Here is a 17,835-nt window from a genome sequence, read left to right on the forward strand (position 1 = left end):
CGAACGGTTGGCCTTGATGTTTTTTGCTCAATTTACGCCGCAATACCCGAGTGGCGCAACAGTGCATCGATTTGTGGCTCGCGGCCACGGAAGCGCTTGAACAGCTCCATTGGCTCTTCACTGCCCCCCATTTCTAGGATGTTGTTCAGGAAGCTTAGACCCGTCTCTTTGTTGAAGATGCCTTCTTCTTCAAAGCGAGAATACGCGTCTGACGACAGCACTTCAGCCCACAGGTAGCTGTAGTAACCCGCACTGTAGCCACCAGCAAAAATATGGCCGAAGCTGTGTGAGAAACGCGCCCACTCAACCGCAGGAACTACCGCGACTTTCTCTTTCACTTTCGCCAGAGTTTCCAGTACACGCGCACCCACTTCAGGGTCATATTCGGTGTGAAGCGTGAAGTCGAACAAGCCGAATTCTAGCTGACGCAAAATACCCATCGCAGATTGGAAGTTTTTCGCTGCGAGCATTTTGTCTAGCATCGCTTTAGGTAGCGGCTCACCAGTCTCATAGTGACCAGAAATGAACGCCAGCGCATCCTCTTCCCAACACCAGTTTTCTAGGAACTGACTTGGTAGCTCAACCGCATCCCAAGGCACGCCATTAATACCTGAAACAGCACCTGTATCAACTTGCGTCAACATGTGGTGGATTCCATGACCAAACTCATGGAATAGCGTCACGACTTCATCATGCGTGAACAGTGCTGGTTTGTCGCCCACTGGACGGTTGAAGTTACACGTTAGATACGCAACCGGCGTTTGCAGCTCGCCAGATAGCGTAACGCGACGGCCACGACAATCATCCATCCACGCGCCGCCACGTTTGTGTTCACGTGCATAGAGATCTAGGTAGAAACTGCCACGGAGTGTGCCTTCAGCATCAAAGATATCGAAAAAGCGCACGGACTCATGCCAAGTGTCTACGCCTTCACGCTCAGTAACGGTCATGCCAAACACGCGGTTTAGCACTTCAAACAGACCGCTCACGACTTTTGACTCTGGGAAGTATGGGCGCAGTTCTTCATCCGAAATTTGGAACAGGTGCTGCTTTTGTTTCTCGCTGTAGTAAGCGATATCCCAAACGTTCAGCTCTTCAACACCAAACTCACTTTTCGCAAACTGACGTAACTCTTCGACTTCACGTTCACCTTGCGGTTTCGCTCGTGTCGCTAGGTCATTCAGGAAGCCCAGCACTTGATCCGGCGTTTCAGCCATCTTTGTTGCTAACGACTTTTCACTGTAAGTATTGAAACCTAGCATACGTGAAATTTCATGGCGCAGTTTTAGCTGCTCAGTAATGATTTCTGAGTTATCCCATTTGCCTGCGTTTGGACCTCGATCAGAAGCGCGCGTCACGTACGCTTCGTACACTTCTTTACGCAACTCTTGGTTATCGCAGTACGTCATGACAGGTAGGTAAGATGGGATATCTAGCGTAATGAGGTAACGATCTAACTCTTTTGCTTCTGCGGCAGCTTTCGCTGCTGCCAGCGCCGATTCTGGCATACCTGCTAGGTCTTTCTCGTCTGTGATGTGCTTGGTCCAACCCATGGTGGCATCCAGCACATTGTTAGAGAATTTAGAACTCAGCTCAGACATACGTTTGCTGATCTCGCCGTAACGGTGCTGCTCATCGGATGGCAAACCAATGCCTGATAACTCGAAATCACGCAGTGCATCAGTGATGGTTTTCTGCTGGGCACGAGTTAACGTTGCAAATTCTTCGCTCGCTTTGATGGTTTTGTACGCTTCGTACAACCCTTTGTGCTGACCAACCCAAGTGCCGTACTCTGACAAAATTGGTAGGCAACTTTCGTAAGCTTCACGTAGCTCTTCGCTGTTCACTACCGAGTTCATGTGACCCACTGGCGACCAGATGCGGCTTAAGCGATCATCCGCTTCTTCAATTGGCGCAATCACACTGTCCCAAGTTGGGTGAGCGTTGTCTTGTAGAACTTCATCGATTTTTGCTCGGCAGTCAGCAATCGCTTCCTCAACGGCAGGCTTGATGTGTTCTGGTTTAATTTGAGAAAACGGAGGTAGGTCCGTAAACGTCAGTAGAGGATTAGACATGAATAATTCCTTTTGTGTTTTGACTCTGTGATTGCCTGTCTATTTTGTGTAGATAGGCCAACTCAATGTACAGACGAGCCAGCAACATGGATTGGGGGAGCTCCGTTCCCTTTCTCTATGCCGCGATGACCATCATATAGTCAACCAGCGCTACTCTGTCCTTGAGTCTTGTTATACCTAAATGAAATTTCACACCCTTTTGAGTGCGAGAAACTCACCTAGTTCAATTCGATTACCAATAGTAAGTGTGGGTGACTTAAAGAAATTTCAATAGCGTCCCCTTATCAGAGGAACAGATTTGATTGGAAGTTCTACATCTTTAAGTTACTTGAGTATAATACCGCCATAGAGTGAAAATCACAGACCACACTCAACCAAAGAGTGTTTCGAGAGTTTAATTTGTTAAGTTACCGCCACAGCTTCCACGCTGGCAACCATGCCGACGTGGTCAAACACATCGTTCAAAGCCTCATTCTTGATGCGCTGAAACAAAAAGATAAGCCATTCGTTTATCACGATACCCACTCGGGTGTGGGCCGTTACGATCTGACTCACGAATGGTCTGAAAAAACGGGCGAATACAAACAAGGCATCGCACGTATTTGGGATAACCCAAGCATTCCCGAAGACATCAAAAGCTACATCGATGCCATTAAAGTGCTCAACAATGGCGAGAAGCTGCGTTACTACCCAGGCTCACCACGTGTGGCGCGCGCGCAAATCCGCCCACAAGATCGCATGGTGCTGACCGAGTTGCACCCGGCCGATCATCCATTGTTAGAGCAAGAATTCCATCGTGATCGCCAAGTGAGCATCTTCAAAGAAGACGGATTCCAACGCCTCAAAGCAAGCTTACCGCCACAAGAACGTCGTGGTTTGGTGCTGATTGACCCACCATACGAACTCGCGAAAGAGTACCGCGATGTGGTGCGAGCGATTCATCAGAGCCATAAACGTTGGGCAACCGGTATCTACGCGATTTGGTACCCAGTGGTAAACCGTCACGACATCGAAGATATGATCGAAGGCTTGGAAGCACTGGGCATTCGTAAAATTCTGCAAATCGAGTTAGGTGTTGCACCAGATACCAACGAGCGCGGCATGACGGCATCCGGCATGATTGTGATTAACCCGCCATGGAAACTGGAAAGCCAGATGAAAGAGATTCTGCCATTCCTGCAAGACGCGATAGCACCAGCAACTGGCCACTGGAAAGTGGACTGGATTGTGCCAGAGTAAGCACTTCAGTACCGATATCTTCAAGCGCAACGATATTCTCGTTGCGCTTTTTTATGCTCTCACCTTTTCCCTCCAATCGTGCTTATTCTTCTTTTTGTGCCTCTCATCGCTATTTGTCATAAGTATTGTCGCTTTTTCCCATTTAGGAATTAGTCGAATTCGATTTATGATAGTGGGATAACGGTGGCATTGAGTTCGGGCAAGGTCATCCCAATCTATCTATGTACCAGATAAAATTTATAAGCTCTTGGAGAAAGTAATGGCGACTCATTTTGACTATATCTGTATCGGTGGCGGCAGTGGCGGCATCGCATCTGCAAACCGTGCGGCGATGTACGGCGCGAAAGTTGCGCTAATCGAAGCTCAAGACCTTGGCGGTACCTGTGTCAACGTAGGTTGTGTACCGAAAAAAGTGATGTGGCATGGCGCGCAAATCGCAGAAGCAATGAACCTGTACGCAGAAGATTACGGTTTTGATGTCGACGTGAAAGGTTTCGACTGGAGCAAACTGGTTGAGAGCCGTCAGGCGTACATTGGTCGTATTCACCAATCTTACGATCGCGTTCTTGGCAACAATAAAGTAAACGTGATTAAAGGCTTTGCTAAGTTTGTTGACGAAAAAACTGTCGAAGTAAACGGTGAACACTACACAGCAGATCACATCCTGATCGCGGTTGGTGGTCGTCCTACTATTCCAAACATTCCAGGCGCTGAATACGGCATCGATTCAAACGGCTTCTTCGACCTAGCAGAGCAACCAAAACGCGTTGCGGTTGTTGGCGCAGGCTACATCGCAGTTGAAATTGCTGGCGTACTGCACGCGCTAGGTACAGAAACGCACCTGTTCGTACGTAAAGAGTCACCACTACGTAGCTTCGATCCAATGATCATCGATACATTGGTTGAAGTGATGGACGCAGAAGGTCCAAAACTGCACACCCACTCTGTACCAAAAGAAGTGGTAAAAGAAGCCGATGGCAGCCTAACTCTGCACCTAGAAAACGGTGAAAGCCAAAACGTTGACCAACTGATTTGGGCAATCGGTCGTCACCCAGCGACAGACGCAATCAACCTAGCGTCAACTGGTGTTGCAACGAACGAAAAAGGTTACATTAAGGTAGACGAATACCAAGAAACCAACGTGAAAGGCATCTACTGTGTGGGTGACATCATGGAAGGCGGTATCGAGCTAACACCAGTAGCAGTGAAAGCGGGTCGTCAACTTTCTGAGCGTTTGTTCAACAACAAACCAAACGCGAAGATGGACTACGATTTGGTACCAACTGTGGTATTTAGCCACCCACCAATCGGCACTATCGGTCTTACAACGCAAGAAGCAGAAGAGAAGTACGGCAAAGACAACATCAAAGTCTACACATCTGGCTTTACGGCGATGTACACCGCTGTTACTAAGCACCGTCAACCATGTAAGATGAAGCTTGTATGTGCGGGCGAAGAAGAAACGGTTGTTGGCCTACACGGCATCGGTTTCACGGTAGATGAAATGATCCAAGGCTTCGGCGTAGCAATGAAGATGGGCGCAACCAAAGCAGACTTCGACTCTGTTGTGGCTATCCACCCAACGGGCTCTGAAGAGTTCGTAACGATGCGTTAATTACGCGCTAATCGCATTGCTGATTTCAGTGAATCATTTGAAAAGGTCATCTTAGGATGACCTTTTTTTGTTATCCCATGCTTAACTCGCATTTTCCAATAACGTGCGAATAAACTCGGCTTTAATAGCACTCTCCTGCTTACCATCATGAATCAGACACAAGTCTGCACGCAGTGACTCTTTCAGCTTGATAAAACGAATCCCATGCCAATGATGCTGAGAAAACGTCGACGGCACCAACGTCACGGTATTGCTGTTTGCCACATACGCCATCAAAGTGCTTGGCTCCACCACTTGTTTGCCAATATGGGGTGAAAAGCCTTCTTGCAGACAGGCATTGATGATGAAGTTTGCCGAGGCAGAATTCGCCAAACTCATAAACGCAAACTCACACGCCTTTAAATCTTGGAGCCGCAGCAAAGATTTGCTGGCTAACTCATGTTGCTCCGACACCGCCACCACAAACACATCTTTGCCCAAAGACACCGACTGATACGGATAAATGTTGAGTGCATCGGCAAAACGTACAATGCCCACGTCGATTTTCTTCTCACTCAGATGCTTCTTTTGCGTCTCTGGGTTAAGGTCAAAAATGTCGGCGTGATAAGTGCTATGCTCAGCATGGAAGCGCTGTAACAAACGATCAAATCCGCCCCAAAATGCACTACTTACCACACCAACTCGCAAGATATTTCTCTGGTTCAAACCCACTTGCTGCACTTGATTGAGTGAGACATCCAAGGTCTGAAAAATCAGTTGGCATTTGGACTCCAACAATCGCCCGGCCTCCGTCAGCATGACGTTTCTTGAATCACGCTCAAACAGTTTGACGTTAAGCACTTCTTCCAACTCTTTGATGCGATTGCTCAACGGCGAATTGGTGATATTAAGGTTCTCGGCGGCCTTAGTGAAATGCTTGGTTTGTGCGACCTCGTAAAAGTAACGCAGCATCTTCAGCGTCACGCGCTCAAATGGTTCTGACTTCATGCATTGAGTCCTAGCGAGTTTCATTATCCTCTTTTTAAGGATGATAGTAGAGAATAAAGCAAAGATAACCAGCGCAGAAAGTCACACAATGGAATCAACACACAACCAGAAGGTGACTAACATGAATCACGATCCAGTAATCGACGCGCTACAAACCATTCGCGAACGCAAACCAAACTTCCAACCTAAAGCGGCGTTTATTTTAGGCTCTGGCTTAGGCGTATTGGCAGACGAGCTACAAGACAAAGTGGTCATTCCATACGAAGAGCTCGAAGGCTTTCCGGTTAGCACCGTGCAAGGACACTCTGGTGAGTTGGTAATTGGCACCATGGACGGCGTAGACGTAGTGTGCATGAAAGGTCGCGGTCACTACTACGAACACGGCTCAATGAAGGTCATGACAACGCCCGTGCGCACCTTTAAAAAGCTGGGCTGTGAGTTTCTGCTCGTCACCAACGCGGCAGGCTCCCTTCGCCCTGAGCGTATTGATGTCGGTTCTCTGGTGGTATTTCATGACCACATCAACACCATGCCTGAATCGCCAATGATCGGTCCGAATGATGAAGAGTACGGCCCGAGGTTCTTCAGCCTCGCCAATGCGTACGACAAAGACCTGCGCGCAGAAGCGTTTGAAGTAGGCAAAGCCAATGGCATTCACCTGAATGAAGGTGTGTTTGTCTCTTACACGGGCCCCAACTTTGAGACCGCAGCCGAAATCCGCATGATGCAAATCATCGGTGGTGACGTAGTGGGCATGTCGGTCGTGCCAGAAGTGATTTCTGCGGCGCATTGCGGCTTACCCGTATTGGCAGTATGTGCGATCACCAACATGGCAGAAGGCTTGGGAGATGTAGAATTGTCTCACGCCCAAACATTGAAGTGCGCGAAGCTAGCCGAAGCAGATTTCATTCGCTTTATTAAGCGCTTTATGAAGCATCACTTCTAAAACCGTTTCATTCCCAAAAGCAAAAGGGTCATCAAGTAACTTGATGACCCTTTTTCGTATCACGTTTTCTAACGTTCGGGGGTATTTCGGAGCCGTTTGTGCGTTTTACTTAACTGCGCGAACCAATTCAGCAATGCCTTCCCAATCGCCGTTGTCCATCATTGCGGTTGGCACCATCCACGTACCGCCACAAGCTACAACCGATTTCAGCGCTAGGTAATCTTCCACGTTGGATGGGCTCACGCCACCTGTTGGCATGAATTCCACTGGGTAAACCGCCGTGAGTGCTTTCAGCATGTTTACGCCGCCTGATGGCTCAGCAGGGAAGAACTTCAACGTACGCAGACCCATTTCCATCGCTTGCTCAACCAAGCTTGGGTTGTTTACACCCGGTACGATAGTCACACCACGTTGCTGACAGTATTTCACTGTGGTTGGGTTGAAGCCTGGGCTAACGATAAAGTCCACGCCCGCTTCGATCGCGATATCCACTTGTTCTGTGGTCAGAACGGTGCCCGCGCCAATCAACAATTCTGGGTACGCTTCACGCATGATGCGAATCGACTCCGCCGCCGCTTCGGTGCGGAATGTCACTTCCGCACATGGTAAACCGTTTTCTACCAACACTTTTGCCAGTGGCAGAGCGTGTGCTACGTCGTTGATTGCGATAACTGGGACGATTTTGATATCTCTTAATCGTTGTTCAAGTGTTGTCATGGGGAACCTCTAAAGAATAAAGCTTAATGTTGCGACGATAATAAACGCGATACCGCCAAGTAACGTTTCCATTACCGTCCAAGTTTTTAATGTGGTTTTCTCATCCATCTCAAGCAAACGAGATACCAACCAGAAACCAGAGTCATTGAAGTGAGACAGTACCGTTGCACCACCCGCAATCGCGATTACGATAAAGCAAAGGTCTAGTTCACTCAAACCTGTTGATGCAGCCACAACTGGCGCGATAAGAGCTGCCGTAGTGGTGAGCGCTACCGTTGCCGAGCCTTGAGCAACACGCAGACAGGTTGAAATAACAAACGCCGCCACAATCACAGGCATACCTGTATCTGTAAGAACGTCAGCCAGTGCATCACCGATACCACTTGAACGCAGTACGCCGCCAAACATGCCACCTGCACCCGTTACTAGGATAACACCACAGATAGGAGCCAATGACTCACCACATAATTTTTCTAGTTTTGCCATGCCGTAGTCTTTGGCAAACACAGCCAGACAGACAATCAAAGTGATCAGCAACGCAACTGGGGTTTTACCTAGCATGCGTAGGAACTCAACCAGTGCCGTTTTGCCATCAATCACACCCGCAACCGCCAGTGTGTTCAATACCGTATCCAAACAGATTAGCAGGACTGGCAGCACAAGGATGGTCATAACCGTGCCAAATTTTGGTGCGTTGCGCTCATCCACCATCGCTTCGCCATTAAAGAAGGCTTTAGATAGTGGGATATCGAATTTTTTGCCCGCGTACAAACCAAATAGGTAAGCGCCAAGGTACCAAGTTGGAATAGCAACCAAAATACCCACCACCAATAGCAGACCGATGTTTGCGCCAAGGAATTCTGCCGCTGCAACCGGACCTGGGTGTGGTGGAACAAACGCGTGCATAACCGCAAAAGCACCAGCTGCAGGCAACGCGTATTTAATTGGTGAGCCACCAAAACGAGCCGCCACACTTAGGATGATAGGCATCATCACTACAAGGCCAGCATCGAAGAAGATTGGGAAGCCAAACAGTAATGAAGCGACGCCCAAAGCAAATGGTGCGCGCTCTTTACCAAAGCGACCAATCAAAGTGTCTGCCAGCACTTTCGCACCGCCAGTCACTTCAAGAATTTTACCGATCATCGCACCAAGACCAACCAGCAATGCCACGGAAGCCAGTGTGCCGCCGAAGCCGCCCATCATGGTCGATACGACTTTCTCTGAAGGAACGCCAGTGGCGATTGCTGTGCCTAAACTCACCATAGTAAGGGAAGCAAAAGCATGGACTTTCAGTTTAATGATCAGAACGAGTAACGCTGCAATGGCAAGGCCTGCAATCGTCAGTAGGAACGTAGGATCTGGGGCTTGGGTTAATTGCTCCATAGGTTCACCTTTAAGAATTATTGTTTGTGTTATGGTTCACATTTATTTCAGTTACCGGTAACATGTTACCGATAACATGAATAAGATAAACCCATATTTTAAAGTGAATTCAAAAATTGAGATCACGCGCAAATTTGGTTATGAGGATAAGTTATGGCTGGTAGTAGTGTCATCGTTATGGGCGTTTGTGCTAGTGGTAAAAGCACAATTGGTGAGCATCTAGCGAAAAAGCTAGGGCGTAAATTCATTGATGGTGATGATCTTCATCCACGAGCGAACATTCAGAAAATGGCATCGGGCCAGCCTCTGAACGATGATGATCGCAAGCCATGGCTAGAACGCATTCGTGATGCGGCGTACAGCCTAGAAAGCAAAAACGAACACGGCATTATTGTCTGTTCAGCACTGAAAAAGATTTACCGCGATCAGATCCGCGAAGGCAACGACAACGTGACCTTCCTGTTCCTTGATGGCGACATGGAGTTGATCCTTAATCGCATGCGTATGCGCAAAGGCCACTTCATGAAAGAAAACATGGTGAAGAGCCAATTCGAGACGCTAGAGCGCCCAGACAACGAGCCTCAAACTCTGATCGTCAGTATCGACGGAGACATCAGCGACGTGGTGGAACGCTCTGCCGCTGAGCTAATCAAAATGCAAGCGATCGAGGTGGCGTAATGACTCACTCTGTTGTTCTTGAGGTCACACAACGTTTGACCGAGCGCAGCCGTGAAGCGCGCGCTGCGTTTCTTGCTCGCACCGAAGTGCAAGCCGAAGCTGGCAAAGGCCGTGTTGGTTTATCTTGTGGTAACTTAGCTCATGCAGTCGCCGCATCTTGCTCTTCTGAAAAGAAAAATATTCTCGATTTTACTCATGCCAATGTCGCGCTGATCAGCGCCTACAACGACATGTTGAGCGCCCACCAGCCGTACCAAGACTACCCAGCACAAATCAAAAAAGTGCTGGCGGACTACGGCCATACAGCGCAAGTCGCAGGTTGTGTGCCAGCGATGTGCGATGGGGTGACTCAAGGTCAAGCAGGCATGGATATGTCACTGTTTTCGCGTGACTTAATTGCGCAATCAACGGCGTTGTCTTTGAGTCACAATGTCTTTGATGCCACATTACTGCTTGGCATCTGTGACAAAATCGCACCGGGGCAACTGATGGGCGCGCTGTCTTACGCACACCTACCAACGGCGTTTGTGCCAGCGGGTCTGATGGCAACAGGCATCAGCAACGAAGAGAAAGTCGACGTGCGCCAAAAATACGCAGCGGGAGAAGTCGGCAAAGACGCTCTGCTGGATATGGAGTGTCGCGCTTACCACTCTGCGGGTACGTGTACATTTTACGGCACCGCCAATACCAACCAGTTGGTGTTCGAAGCCATGGGCTTGATGCTGCCAGGTTCAGCATTCATTCATCCCCATACCCAACTGCGTAAAGCGTTAACCAATCACTCGGCTCTGAAAATCGCCTCAATGACGGCGGGTTCTGCACACTTCCGTCCGCTGGCCGAGGTGGTCACAGAAAAGAGCTTGGTCAACGGCATCATCGCTCTACTTGCATCTGGCGGCAGCACCAATCACACCATTCATATGATCGCCGTGGCGCGTGCTGCTGGCATCTTGCTCACCTGGCAAGACATCAGCGATCTGTCGGATGTGGTTCCTTTGTTAGCTCGCGTTTACCCGAACGGCCCAGCCGATATGAACGCGTTCCAAGACGCGGGGGGCGTGCCAGCGTTATTGCACCGCTTGAACCAATCCGAGCTTTTGCATCGCGATGTGAGACCCGTGTTTGGTGAATTTGAAGACCAAATGACGCTACCGAGCCTTGTCGATGGCCAACTGACCTGGACATCGTGCCAAGGCAGCCAAGACGGTGACGTGATCGCCAAACCAGACGCCACATTCCAAAATACTGGCGGCACTCGCGTATTGACTGGCAACTTAGGCAAAGCCGTGGTGAAAGTGTCTGCGGTGAAAGAAGAGCAACGCGTGATTGTGGCACCAGCGATCGTATTCCAATGCCAACACGAAGTGGAGGCCGCGTACAAACGTGGCGACCTGAACAAAGACTGCATCGTTGTGGTCACACACAACGGCCCAGCGGCAAACGGCATGCCTGAACTGCACAAGCTGATGCCAATTTTAGGGAACGTGCAAAAAGCGGGCTTTAAAGTCGCGCTAGTGACGGACGGTCGTTTATCTGGTGCATCCGGTAAAATTCCGTCTGCGATTCACGTTTCTCCAGAAGCCATTCGTGGTGGCGCGATTGGTTTGGTGCGCAACGGTGATTTGATTCGTCTGGATTGCCAAACGGGTGAACTGAACAACTTAAGCGACACCACTGGTCGCGAGTTGATTCATTTCGATACCGAATCGACCCAACAAACTTGGGGACGAGGTCTGTTTAGCGTGATCCGCCAAAACGTATCGAGTGCAGAAGAAGGCGCAAGCTTTATTGTTTAAGGCGAGAAGAAAGACCTCGTCGTTCCGACGAGCCCAAGCAAGATCAGGAATTTAATATCAACGTGCTGTGAAGCCAGAGAAAACTCCTCTGCCACAGCACTTTTTGTTGGTAGATTCTGAATCACGCTCGTCCCTCGCTGTTCAGAATGACGAGCGTTGGGATTGGCCTCGGTTCTTTTTAAAAATGAATGAGTCCGTCATTCCGACGAGCCTAAGCAAGATTAGGAATCTACTATCAACGTGCTGTGAAGCAAGAGAAAATCCCCCTCTGTTACAGCACTTTTTGTTGGTAGATTCTGAATCACGCTCGTCCCTCACTATTAAGAATGACGAGCTTTGAGATTGGCCACCGCTATTTCTAAAAACGAATGAATCCGTCATTCCGACGAGCCTAAGCAAGATCAGGAATTTAATATCAACGAGCTGTGAAGCCAGAAAAAACACTTCTGCCACAGCACTTTTTGTTGGTAGATTCTAAATCACGCCCGTCCCTCGCTGTTCAGAATGACGAGCGTTGGAATTGGCCTCAGTTCTTTCTAAAAACGAATGAATCCGTCGCTCCGAAGAGCCCAAGCAAGATCAGGAATTTAATATCAACGTGCTGTGAAGCCAGAGAAAACTCCTCTGCCACAGCACTTTTTGTTGGTAGATTCTGACTCTTGCTCGTCCTTCGCTGTTCAGAATGACGAGTTTTGAGATTGGCCTCGGTTCTTTTTAAAAATGATGAGTCCGTCATTCCGACGAGCCTAGGCGAGATCAGGAATTTAATATCAGCGTGCTGTGAAGCCAGAGAAAACCCCTCTACCACAGCACTTTTTGTTGGTAGATTCTGAATCACACTCGTCCCTCGCAGTTCAGAATGACGAGCTTTAGGATTGGCCTCTGTTCTTTCTAAAAAGCGAATGAATCCGTCATTCCGACGAGCCTAAGCGAGATCAGGAATCTAATATCGACATGCTATGACGTCAGAGAAAACTCCTCTGCCACAGCACTTTTTTGTTAGTAGATTCTGAATCACGCTCGTCCCTCGCTGTTCAGAATGACGAGCTTTAGGATTGGTCACTGCTCTTTCTAAAAACGAATGAATCCGTCATTCCGACGAGACTAGGCGAGATCAGGAATCTAATATCAACGTGCTGTGAAGCCAGAGAAAATTCCCTCTGCTACAGCACTTTTTGTTGGTAGATTCTGAATCACGCTCGTCCCTCGCAGTTCAGAATGACGAGCTTTAAGATTGGCCTCAGTTCTTTCTAAAAAACGAATGAATCCGTCATTCCGACGAGCCTAAGCGAGATCAGGAATCTAATATCAACGAGCTGTGAAGCCAGAGAAAATCCCCTCTGCCACAGCACTTTTTGTTGGTAGATTCTGAATCACGCTCGTCTCTTGCTGCTCAGAATGACGATATCTAGCATTCATTAAATTACATCAAGCGGTCTTCATCACTACGACCGCAGCAATCACCACAAAGATACCAAACCAGCCGATTGGCTTGAGTTTCTGCTTAAACAGCAAGGCTCCACCCACTGCGGTACCCAAGATACCGATCGCACCCCAAGAGGCATAAGCAATGGCTAAGTCGATCTCTTTCACCGCTTGTGCCAACAGCGTGAATGCTGTCAGTACCAACACAATCGCCGCAATGCCCCAGCCTTTATATTTAAAACCTTTTGAGCGTGTCAGCGCCATATTGGCCATGATATCGACCAAGGCAGCCATCACGACAAATCCAAATGACATCGTAAAAAATTGACTCATGATTCGCACCTTGTACTAGTAGAAAATGAACGTTCTTTTGCCGGTTTATCGGCATTTTTCTTGGCGTTAGGTTGACCATGTGATTCCCCTAAGGTCACACACACAATGCCAACAACGGCTAACATCAAACCAAACAACTCTTGATGGTTTAAGTTGGCATCAAAGGCGATGATCGACACCACGGTGATCAACGAGATACCTAACCCTTCCCAGACAGCGTATGCCACACCGATAGATATTTTCTTCGCGGCAAACGCAAGAAAGTAGTAAGAGATTGCGATCAGCACATACATTACGATGTAGCCCCACCACCCGTGCCCTTGTCCGATAAGAGACATAGTGCTGGTGCCAGCTACTTCGGCAACGATGGCGAGCAATAAAAATAGACGTGCAACTAGCATGATTAATCCTCCATCAGAAATTAAAAAAATGCATAACGGAGAATGGTGAATGTCGCGTACCTGTATCGACATTCAAAAAGTTAAAAAGATAAAAATGAGCCACTTCTCCTGACTATTTGAGATAAGGTTAGCGCTGGGTAGGAAAAAGAGACAGGTAATTGAGATATTCATTTTTGAATATCTTAAGAAATAAGTTGTCTATGTAATCACACAACATTGATAAGGTTAAAGCATCTGCTCTCTCATTCAGCTGATGCCATCAGGTGACGTCACTGCGTAAAAATCAGCGGCGTATTGAGGGTTTGTCGCACCACTTTATGTAGGTGTCTGTGCAAAGGATGGTTGCGGTTGGTTTGAAGGAAACCGCCAGAGACAACAAACTGACTGAACTCACGATTAACGGGTGGCATTGCGTAAGAGGCGAGTTCTGGCATCAACAATGCCGAGCTTTGACTGGCATACATAATCGCGTCGGTTTCTTGCAACATTTGGCAAGCCAAACGCAAATTATAGGACTTCAGTAACACTACTGGCTCATAACCCATGCGTCGATACTCGGACTCCACGGTACAAAGCGGTTTATATGACGCGGGCGCAGGCAAAGAGACAAGTGGTAGTTTGGACACCGTGTCCCAATCATTGCTGACTTTCGACAACGTTGGGTGATTTTTGCGCGCCAAAATCACCCGTTTTTCAACGAATAACGGGCGCATGTAAATGTCTTTCGACAGCTCGGTCTCTTGGTCAAGAATGCAGTAATCGTGCTCGCCTTCTAACATTTCATCGTGCGAGTAAGTATTCCAGCTGGAAAAAGCAAAGTGCGCTTTGGGAAAGGCTCGATGACAACCAGTGAGCAGTCGCTGCCCTTGTTCATCCATCAAATAAGGATCAGTTACAATCGCAATCTGCCCTTGGTATTGCAGTGGGTCGAACACTTCAAATTCTTGCACCACTTTTTCCAGTGGCGCAACCATATTGTCGAACTCGGCGGCGAGACGAATCGCCATGGGTGATGGCTCTACCCCATGTGCTTTACGCACAAAAAGCGGGTCATCAAATACTTGCTTCAACTTCATCACGCCGCGGCTGGCGCTCGGTTGAGAAATGCCAAGCTGCATTGCGGCCAGCTTGATGCTGCGGTTTTCCACCACGGCTTTTAATAAACGCATTAAGTTGAGATCCAATGCATCCAGCTGATGTGCCATACCCTAACCTACCAATACCATTGATGAGCGAATACAAAGAGCAGTTAACAATTAGTTAAACACTCTCTCCCGACGTGATCTGATACCCCATATCGAAGACTTTTTCTTCTTGCGTTTCGCCTTTCAGGCGCGCAATTAATAGTTCTGCGCTCTTTACACCAATTTGGAAACGCGGCGTATCAACGCTGGTCAGTTTCGGACTGATGGTTTGACCGATATCCAGCGCGTTATAGCCCGCCACTGCCAATTGCTGTGGAACTTGAATGCCACGTTGCTGCGCACTCAGCATGGTGCCAATTGCGATGTCATCGTTGGTACAGAACACCCCATCGAGCGTTGGGTGCGTTTCCAGTGCGCGTTCGAGCAAATCATGTGCTAAAGAAAAACTAGAATGATCACCAGTTAATACATGTTTGGGTTCTAGCCCTGCTTCTGTCATCGCGCGATCGTAACCTTGCATCCGCAATTTGGTTCGCGTATCCAGACGCGCGCCAAAATAGACGATTGTACGCTTCCCCGTATCTAGCATCTGCTTAACCACGGTGTACGACGCATCTTCATGATCGAGTCCAACCGCCATATCAATCGGCTCCGATGGCAGTTCCATGGTTTCGACCACCGGAATGCCCGCATTTTTGATCATCTGTAATGTACGCGGCGTGTGATGGCTTTCAGTTAGAATAAGCCCATCGACTTGATAAGAGAGTAATGACGCGATCTTGCGCTCTTCTTCAAGCTCATCGTAGCTAAAATGCGCTAAAAGCGTCTCATAGCCATTGGCTTTGGTCACCATCTCTATACCCTGAACAAAGGAAGCAAAAATTTGGTTGGACAAAGACGGCAGTAAAATACCAATGGCTTTACTGGAGGACTTTGACAACATCGCCGGTGCACGGTTTTCGATGTAACCCATCTCTTCAATCGCAGTCGCAATCTTGGCCCGAGTCTTTTCTGCCACCGATTCAGGGTTACGCATATAGCGTGAAACGGTCATCTTCGTGACGCCAACCTGGTCTGCGACATCCTGCAATGTCGTACGAGTTTTCTTATTCTGTTGAGCCATAAATATGTGATTTATCAGTAATGTTACAAGTAACATTATGACGAATAGACTCTCTGCCGACAAGCTCAGTGAAAATAATTCGCAAAATCATGACGTTATTACTCCATTAGCCATCAAATTGCGTTTCATGGATTGTGAATCAAAACCGAATAAATAAATGACATTTATATCAAAGTTCTTATAAAATGCCGTACCTAAAAGAATAAGACATTAGTCACAGTGCAGTTAGGCTCTAGCGAAACCCAGATTTACTACCACCTGCTTGATCTGGACGACTCCCAAAAGCAGCAATACCTCCAAGCATTGCAACGAAGTCAACCTGAGCTGTATCGACAACTCGTTCCTCTTTTAGCCAACGAGACACCGGAAGAACAACTAACGCAGTTACTTTATTTTGGTGCTCATCAGGCAACGAACCAAGACGTCGATCTAAGCGGAGAAATCATCAGTAAGTACCGCCTAACTCATGAGTTGGGGCGTGGTGGCATGGGTGTCGTATACGCAGCTCTACGTGCAGATGAAACGTTCGAGCAAGATCTGGCTATCAAGTTTATTCAAAGCAATTTGAGCAATGTGTTAGGGCAACGCGCACTCTTCGACGAAGCTCAACTTCTCGCGCGTCTAAACCATCCTTACATCGCGAAAGTGTTTGACGGCGGTCTCCATCAAGATTCGGTTTACATCGTGATGGAGCGGGTGTTTGGTCAAACTTTGGATGAGTACCTATCTGAAAATAAGCTAGAAAAAACGGAGAAGCTGCTGCTGTTTAAGCAGATCTGTCAGGCGATGGAGCACGCCCACCAACACCAGGTTTTGCATGCCGATCTAAAACCAGAAAATATACTGATTGATCGTAGCAAGCGTCCCAAGCTGCTTGACTTCAACTTGACTCAAAAAGCGCACTCCAACCGAGAAGACTCACCCTCAGCGCTGATTGCGTTTAGCCAAAATTTTGCCAGCCCAGAGCAGCAAGCAGGACTGGTTCTAACAGAGCAAAGCGACGTGTACTCCTTGGGCAAAATTCTCGCTTTGATGTTTCCATCACCAACAATTTGGTCTGATGTTTACTGGGTGATAAGACGCGCAACGCGTCCTGCCACTCAAATGCGATATACCGATGTTAGAGCATTGCGCATTGATATCGAACGAATTATCGAACGCCGTCCAATCGAGCAGAAAAAAAACTGGCCATTGTATAGCGCCTTTCGCTTGGTACAGCGACGTCCCCTTGCTTCGGTATTGTCAGGCATCATTGTGCTCTCTGGTGTGTTATTTGGCAGCGCCATGATGCAAAAGAATATCCAGCTGCAACAAGAGAAGAAGATTGCAGAAGATATGATGTACGAAATGACTCGCCTCATCTTCCACGCGAAGGGGCAAAATGTCGAACATCTCTCAGTGAACTCCATGATGGAGTTAACACGAAGGCGGATACTCTCTAACCCAGATATCCCCAAACATATAAAACAAAAAATGTTGTTGGCGATGATGACACCGGTGCCAGAGAAGCACCTAACTACACCAATGAGTTGTCAGCCAAATTGTGCGTCTAAGGACAGCACCAACCAATAAGGCTTAAAACAAGATGTATACACGTTCAGTGGTATTTTGGCTGTCTGCATTGACGGCTACGTCCACGTTGGCAGCAGACGTTTCAGCTGCCACTTCACAACCACCAGCTTCAACCTTGAAGCAAGGCTACTTTATCGACGCCCCAGTGACTGGCCTGTATTACAAAACCAGTTCCAATATCACTGGCGTCACTCAGCAAGGAGCATTTCATTACCAACCCGGTGATGTAATTAGCTTCTTCCTTGGTAACGATGATAAAGGTTATCTGCTGACGACCTTATCAAGCCAAGAAGTGCTGACGCCGACGATGGCGACAACCAAACCTAGCCGCAGCATCAATATGACGCGTCTGCTGCTTTCTCTCGACAGCACGCCTGAGAATCGTGAGGAAATTGTC

The 17,835-nt window shown here is 48.1% G+C and carries 14 protein-coding genes and 1 pseudogene; 7 read left to right on the top strand and 8 right to left on the bottom strand.

Going from position 1 to position 17,835, the window contains the following annotated elements; translation table 11 throughout:
- Positions 1-32: 32 nt before the first annotated feature.
- Positions 33-2,075: an oligopeptidase A gene (gene prlC / locus R7Q38_RS15815; RefSeq protein WP_318114284.1), complete on the bottom strand. Its 2,043-nt coding sequence runs from the start codon at positions 2,073-2,075 to the stop codon at positions 33-35.
- 399 nt (positions 2,076-2,474) lie between these two features.
- Between prlC and R7Q38_RS15820 the strand changes: the two genes are divergently transcribed.
- Complete coding sequence (locus R7Q38_RS15820; RefSeq protein ID WP_005379158.1) at positions 2,475-3,314, top strand: 23S rRNA (adenine(2030)-N(6))-methyltransferase RlmJ; 840 nt, start codon at positions 2,475-2,477, stop codon at positions 3,312-3,314.
- A 259-nt stretch (positions 3,315-3,573) separates the two neighbouring features.
- Entirely contained in the window at positions 3,574-4,929 is a 1,356-nt protein-coding gene (gene gorA, locus R7Q38_RS15825; protein ID WP_005379157.1) for a glutathione-disulfide reductase, read from the top strand.
- An 81-nt stretch (positions 4,930-5,010) separates the two neighbouring features.
- On the opposite strand, the gene R7Q38_RS15830 is transcribed toward gorA, so the two are convergent.
- The gene (locus R7Q38_RS15830) at positions 5,011-5,916 is read right to left on the bottom strand and encodes a LysR family transcriptional regulator (protein WP_025622053.1); all 906 of its coding nucleotides are present in this window, start codon (positions 5,914-5,916) and stop codon (positions 5,011-5,013) included.
- Between the two features lie 121 nt (positions 5,917-6,037).
- Between R7Q38_RS15830 and xapA the strand changes: the two genes are divergently transcribed.
- The gene (gene xapA, locus R7Q38_RS15835) at positions 6,038-6,862 is read left to right on the top strand and encodes a xanthosine phosphorylase (RefSeq protein WP_064368884.1); all 825 of its coding nucleotides are present in this window, start codon (positions 6,038-6,040) and stop codon (positions 6,860-6,862) included.
- A gap of 105 nt (positions 6,863-6,967) precedes the next feature.
- On the opposite strand, the gene R7Q38_RS15840 is transcribed toward xapA, so the two are convergent.
- Together R7Q38_RS15840 and R7Q38_RS15845 are read right to left on the bottom strand one after the other, a co-directional pair.
- Positions 6,968-7,579 (bottom strand): bifunctional 4-hydroxy-2-oxoglutarate aldolase/2-dehydro-3-deoxy-phosphogluconate aldolase, encoded by a 612-nt coding sequence (locus R7Q38_RS15840; RefSeq protein ID WP_025624148.1) that lies wholly within the window; start codon positions 7,577-7,579, stop codon positions 6,968-6,970.
- A gap of 9 nt (positions 7,580-7,588) precedes the next feature.
- Complete coding sequence (locus R7Q38_RS15845) at positions 7,589-8,965, bottom strand: GntP family permease (RefSeq protein ID WP_012841240.1); 1,377 nt, start codon at positions 8,963-8,965, stop codon at positions 7,589-7,591.
- Positions 8,966-9,118: 153 nt separating this feature from the next.
- On the opposite strand from R7Q38_RS15845, the gene R7Q38_RS15850 reads away from it, so the two are divergent.
- Both R7Q38_RS15850 and edd read left to right on the top strand, forming a co-directional pair.
- The gene (locus R7Q38_RS15850; RefSeq protein WP_005467756.1) at positions 9,119-9,643 is read left to right on the top strand and encodes a gluconokinase; all 525 of its coding nucleotides are present in this window, start codon (positions 9,119-9,121) and stop codon (positions 9,641-9,643) included.
- Complete coding sequence (gene edd / locus R7Q38_RS15855; protein WP_213877225.1) at positions 9,643-11,439, top strand: phosphogluconate dehydratase; 1,797 nt, start codon at positions 9,643-9,645, stop codon at positions 11,437-11,439. The genes R7Q38_RS15850 and edd overlap by 1 nt, the downstream gene beginning before the upstream one ends.
- A 1,428-nt stretch (positions 11,440-12,867) precedes the next feature.
- On the opposite strand, the gene R7Q38_RS15860 is transcribed toward edd, so the two are convergent.
- The 4 genes from R7Q38_RS15860 to R7Q38_RS15875 form a co-directional block, all read right to left on the bottom strand.
- The gene (locus R7Q38_RS15860) at positions 12,868-13,197 is read right to left on the bottom strand and encodes an SMR family transporter (protein WP_005478614.1); all 330 of its coding nucleotides are present in this window, start codon (positions 13,195-13,197) and stop codon (positions 12,868-12,870) included.
- The gene (locus R7Q38_RS15865) at positions 13,194-13,598 is read right to left on the bottom strand and encodes an SMR family transporter (RefSeq protein WP_005379135.1); all 405 of its coding nucleotides are present in this window, start codon (positions 13,596-13,598) and stop codon (positions 13,194-13,196) included. The genes R7Q38_RS15860 and R7Q38_RS15865 overlap by 4 nt, the downstream gene beginning before the upstream one ends.
- A gap of 269 nt (positions 13,599-13,867) precedes the next feature.
- A complete protein-coding gene (locus tag R7Q38_RS15870) occupies positions 13,868-14,803 on the bottom strand; it encodes a LysR family transcriptional regulator (RefSeq protein ID WP_005379132.1) in 936 nt (311 codons plus the stop codon).
- A gap of 55 nt (positions 14,804-14,858) precedes the next feature.
- Positions 14,859-15,866 carry a substrate-binding domain-containing protein gene (locus tag R7Q38_RS15875; protein WP_017636149.1) on the bottom strand — a complete coding sequence of 336 codons (1,008 nt, stop codon included), beginning with the start codon at positions 15,864-15,866 and terminating at the stop codon, positions 14,859-14,861.
- Positions 15,867-16,085: 219 nt separating this feature from the next.
- Between R7Q38_RS15875 and R7Q38_RS15880 the strand changes: the two genes are divergently transcribed.
- Together R7Q38_RS15880 and R7Q38_RS15885 are read left to right on the top strand one after the other, a co-directional pair.
- The gene (locus R7Q38_RS15880) at positions 16,086-17,438 is read left to right on the top strand and encodes a serine/threonine-protein kinase (RefSeq protein ID WP_138939184.1); all 1,353 of its coding nucleotides are present in this window, start codon (positions 16,086-16,088) and stop codon (positions 17,436-17,438) included.
- Between the two features lie 13 nt (positions 17,439-17,451).
- Positions 17,452-17,835, top strand: a pseudogene (locus R7Q38_RS15885) (chromosome partitioning protein ParA); the annotation flags it as partial.

Origin of the sequence: Vibrio sp. Vb0598 (assembly GCF_033338935.1) — a bacterium.
Classification (GTDB): domain Bacteria; phylum Pseudomonadota; class Gammaproteobacteria; order Enterobacterales; family Vibrionaceae; genus Vibrio; species Vibrio alginolyticus.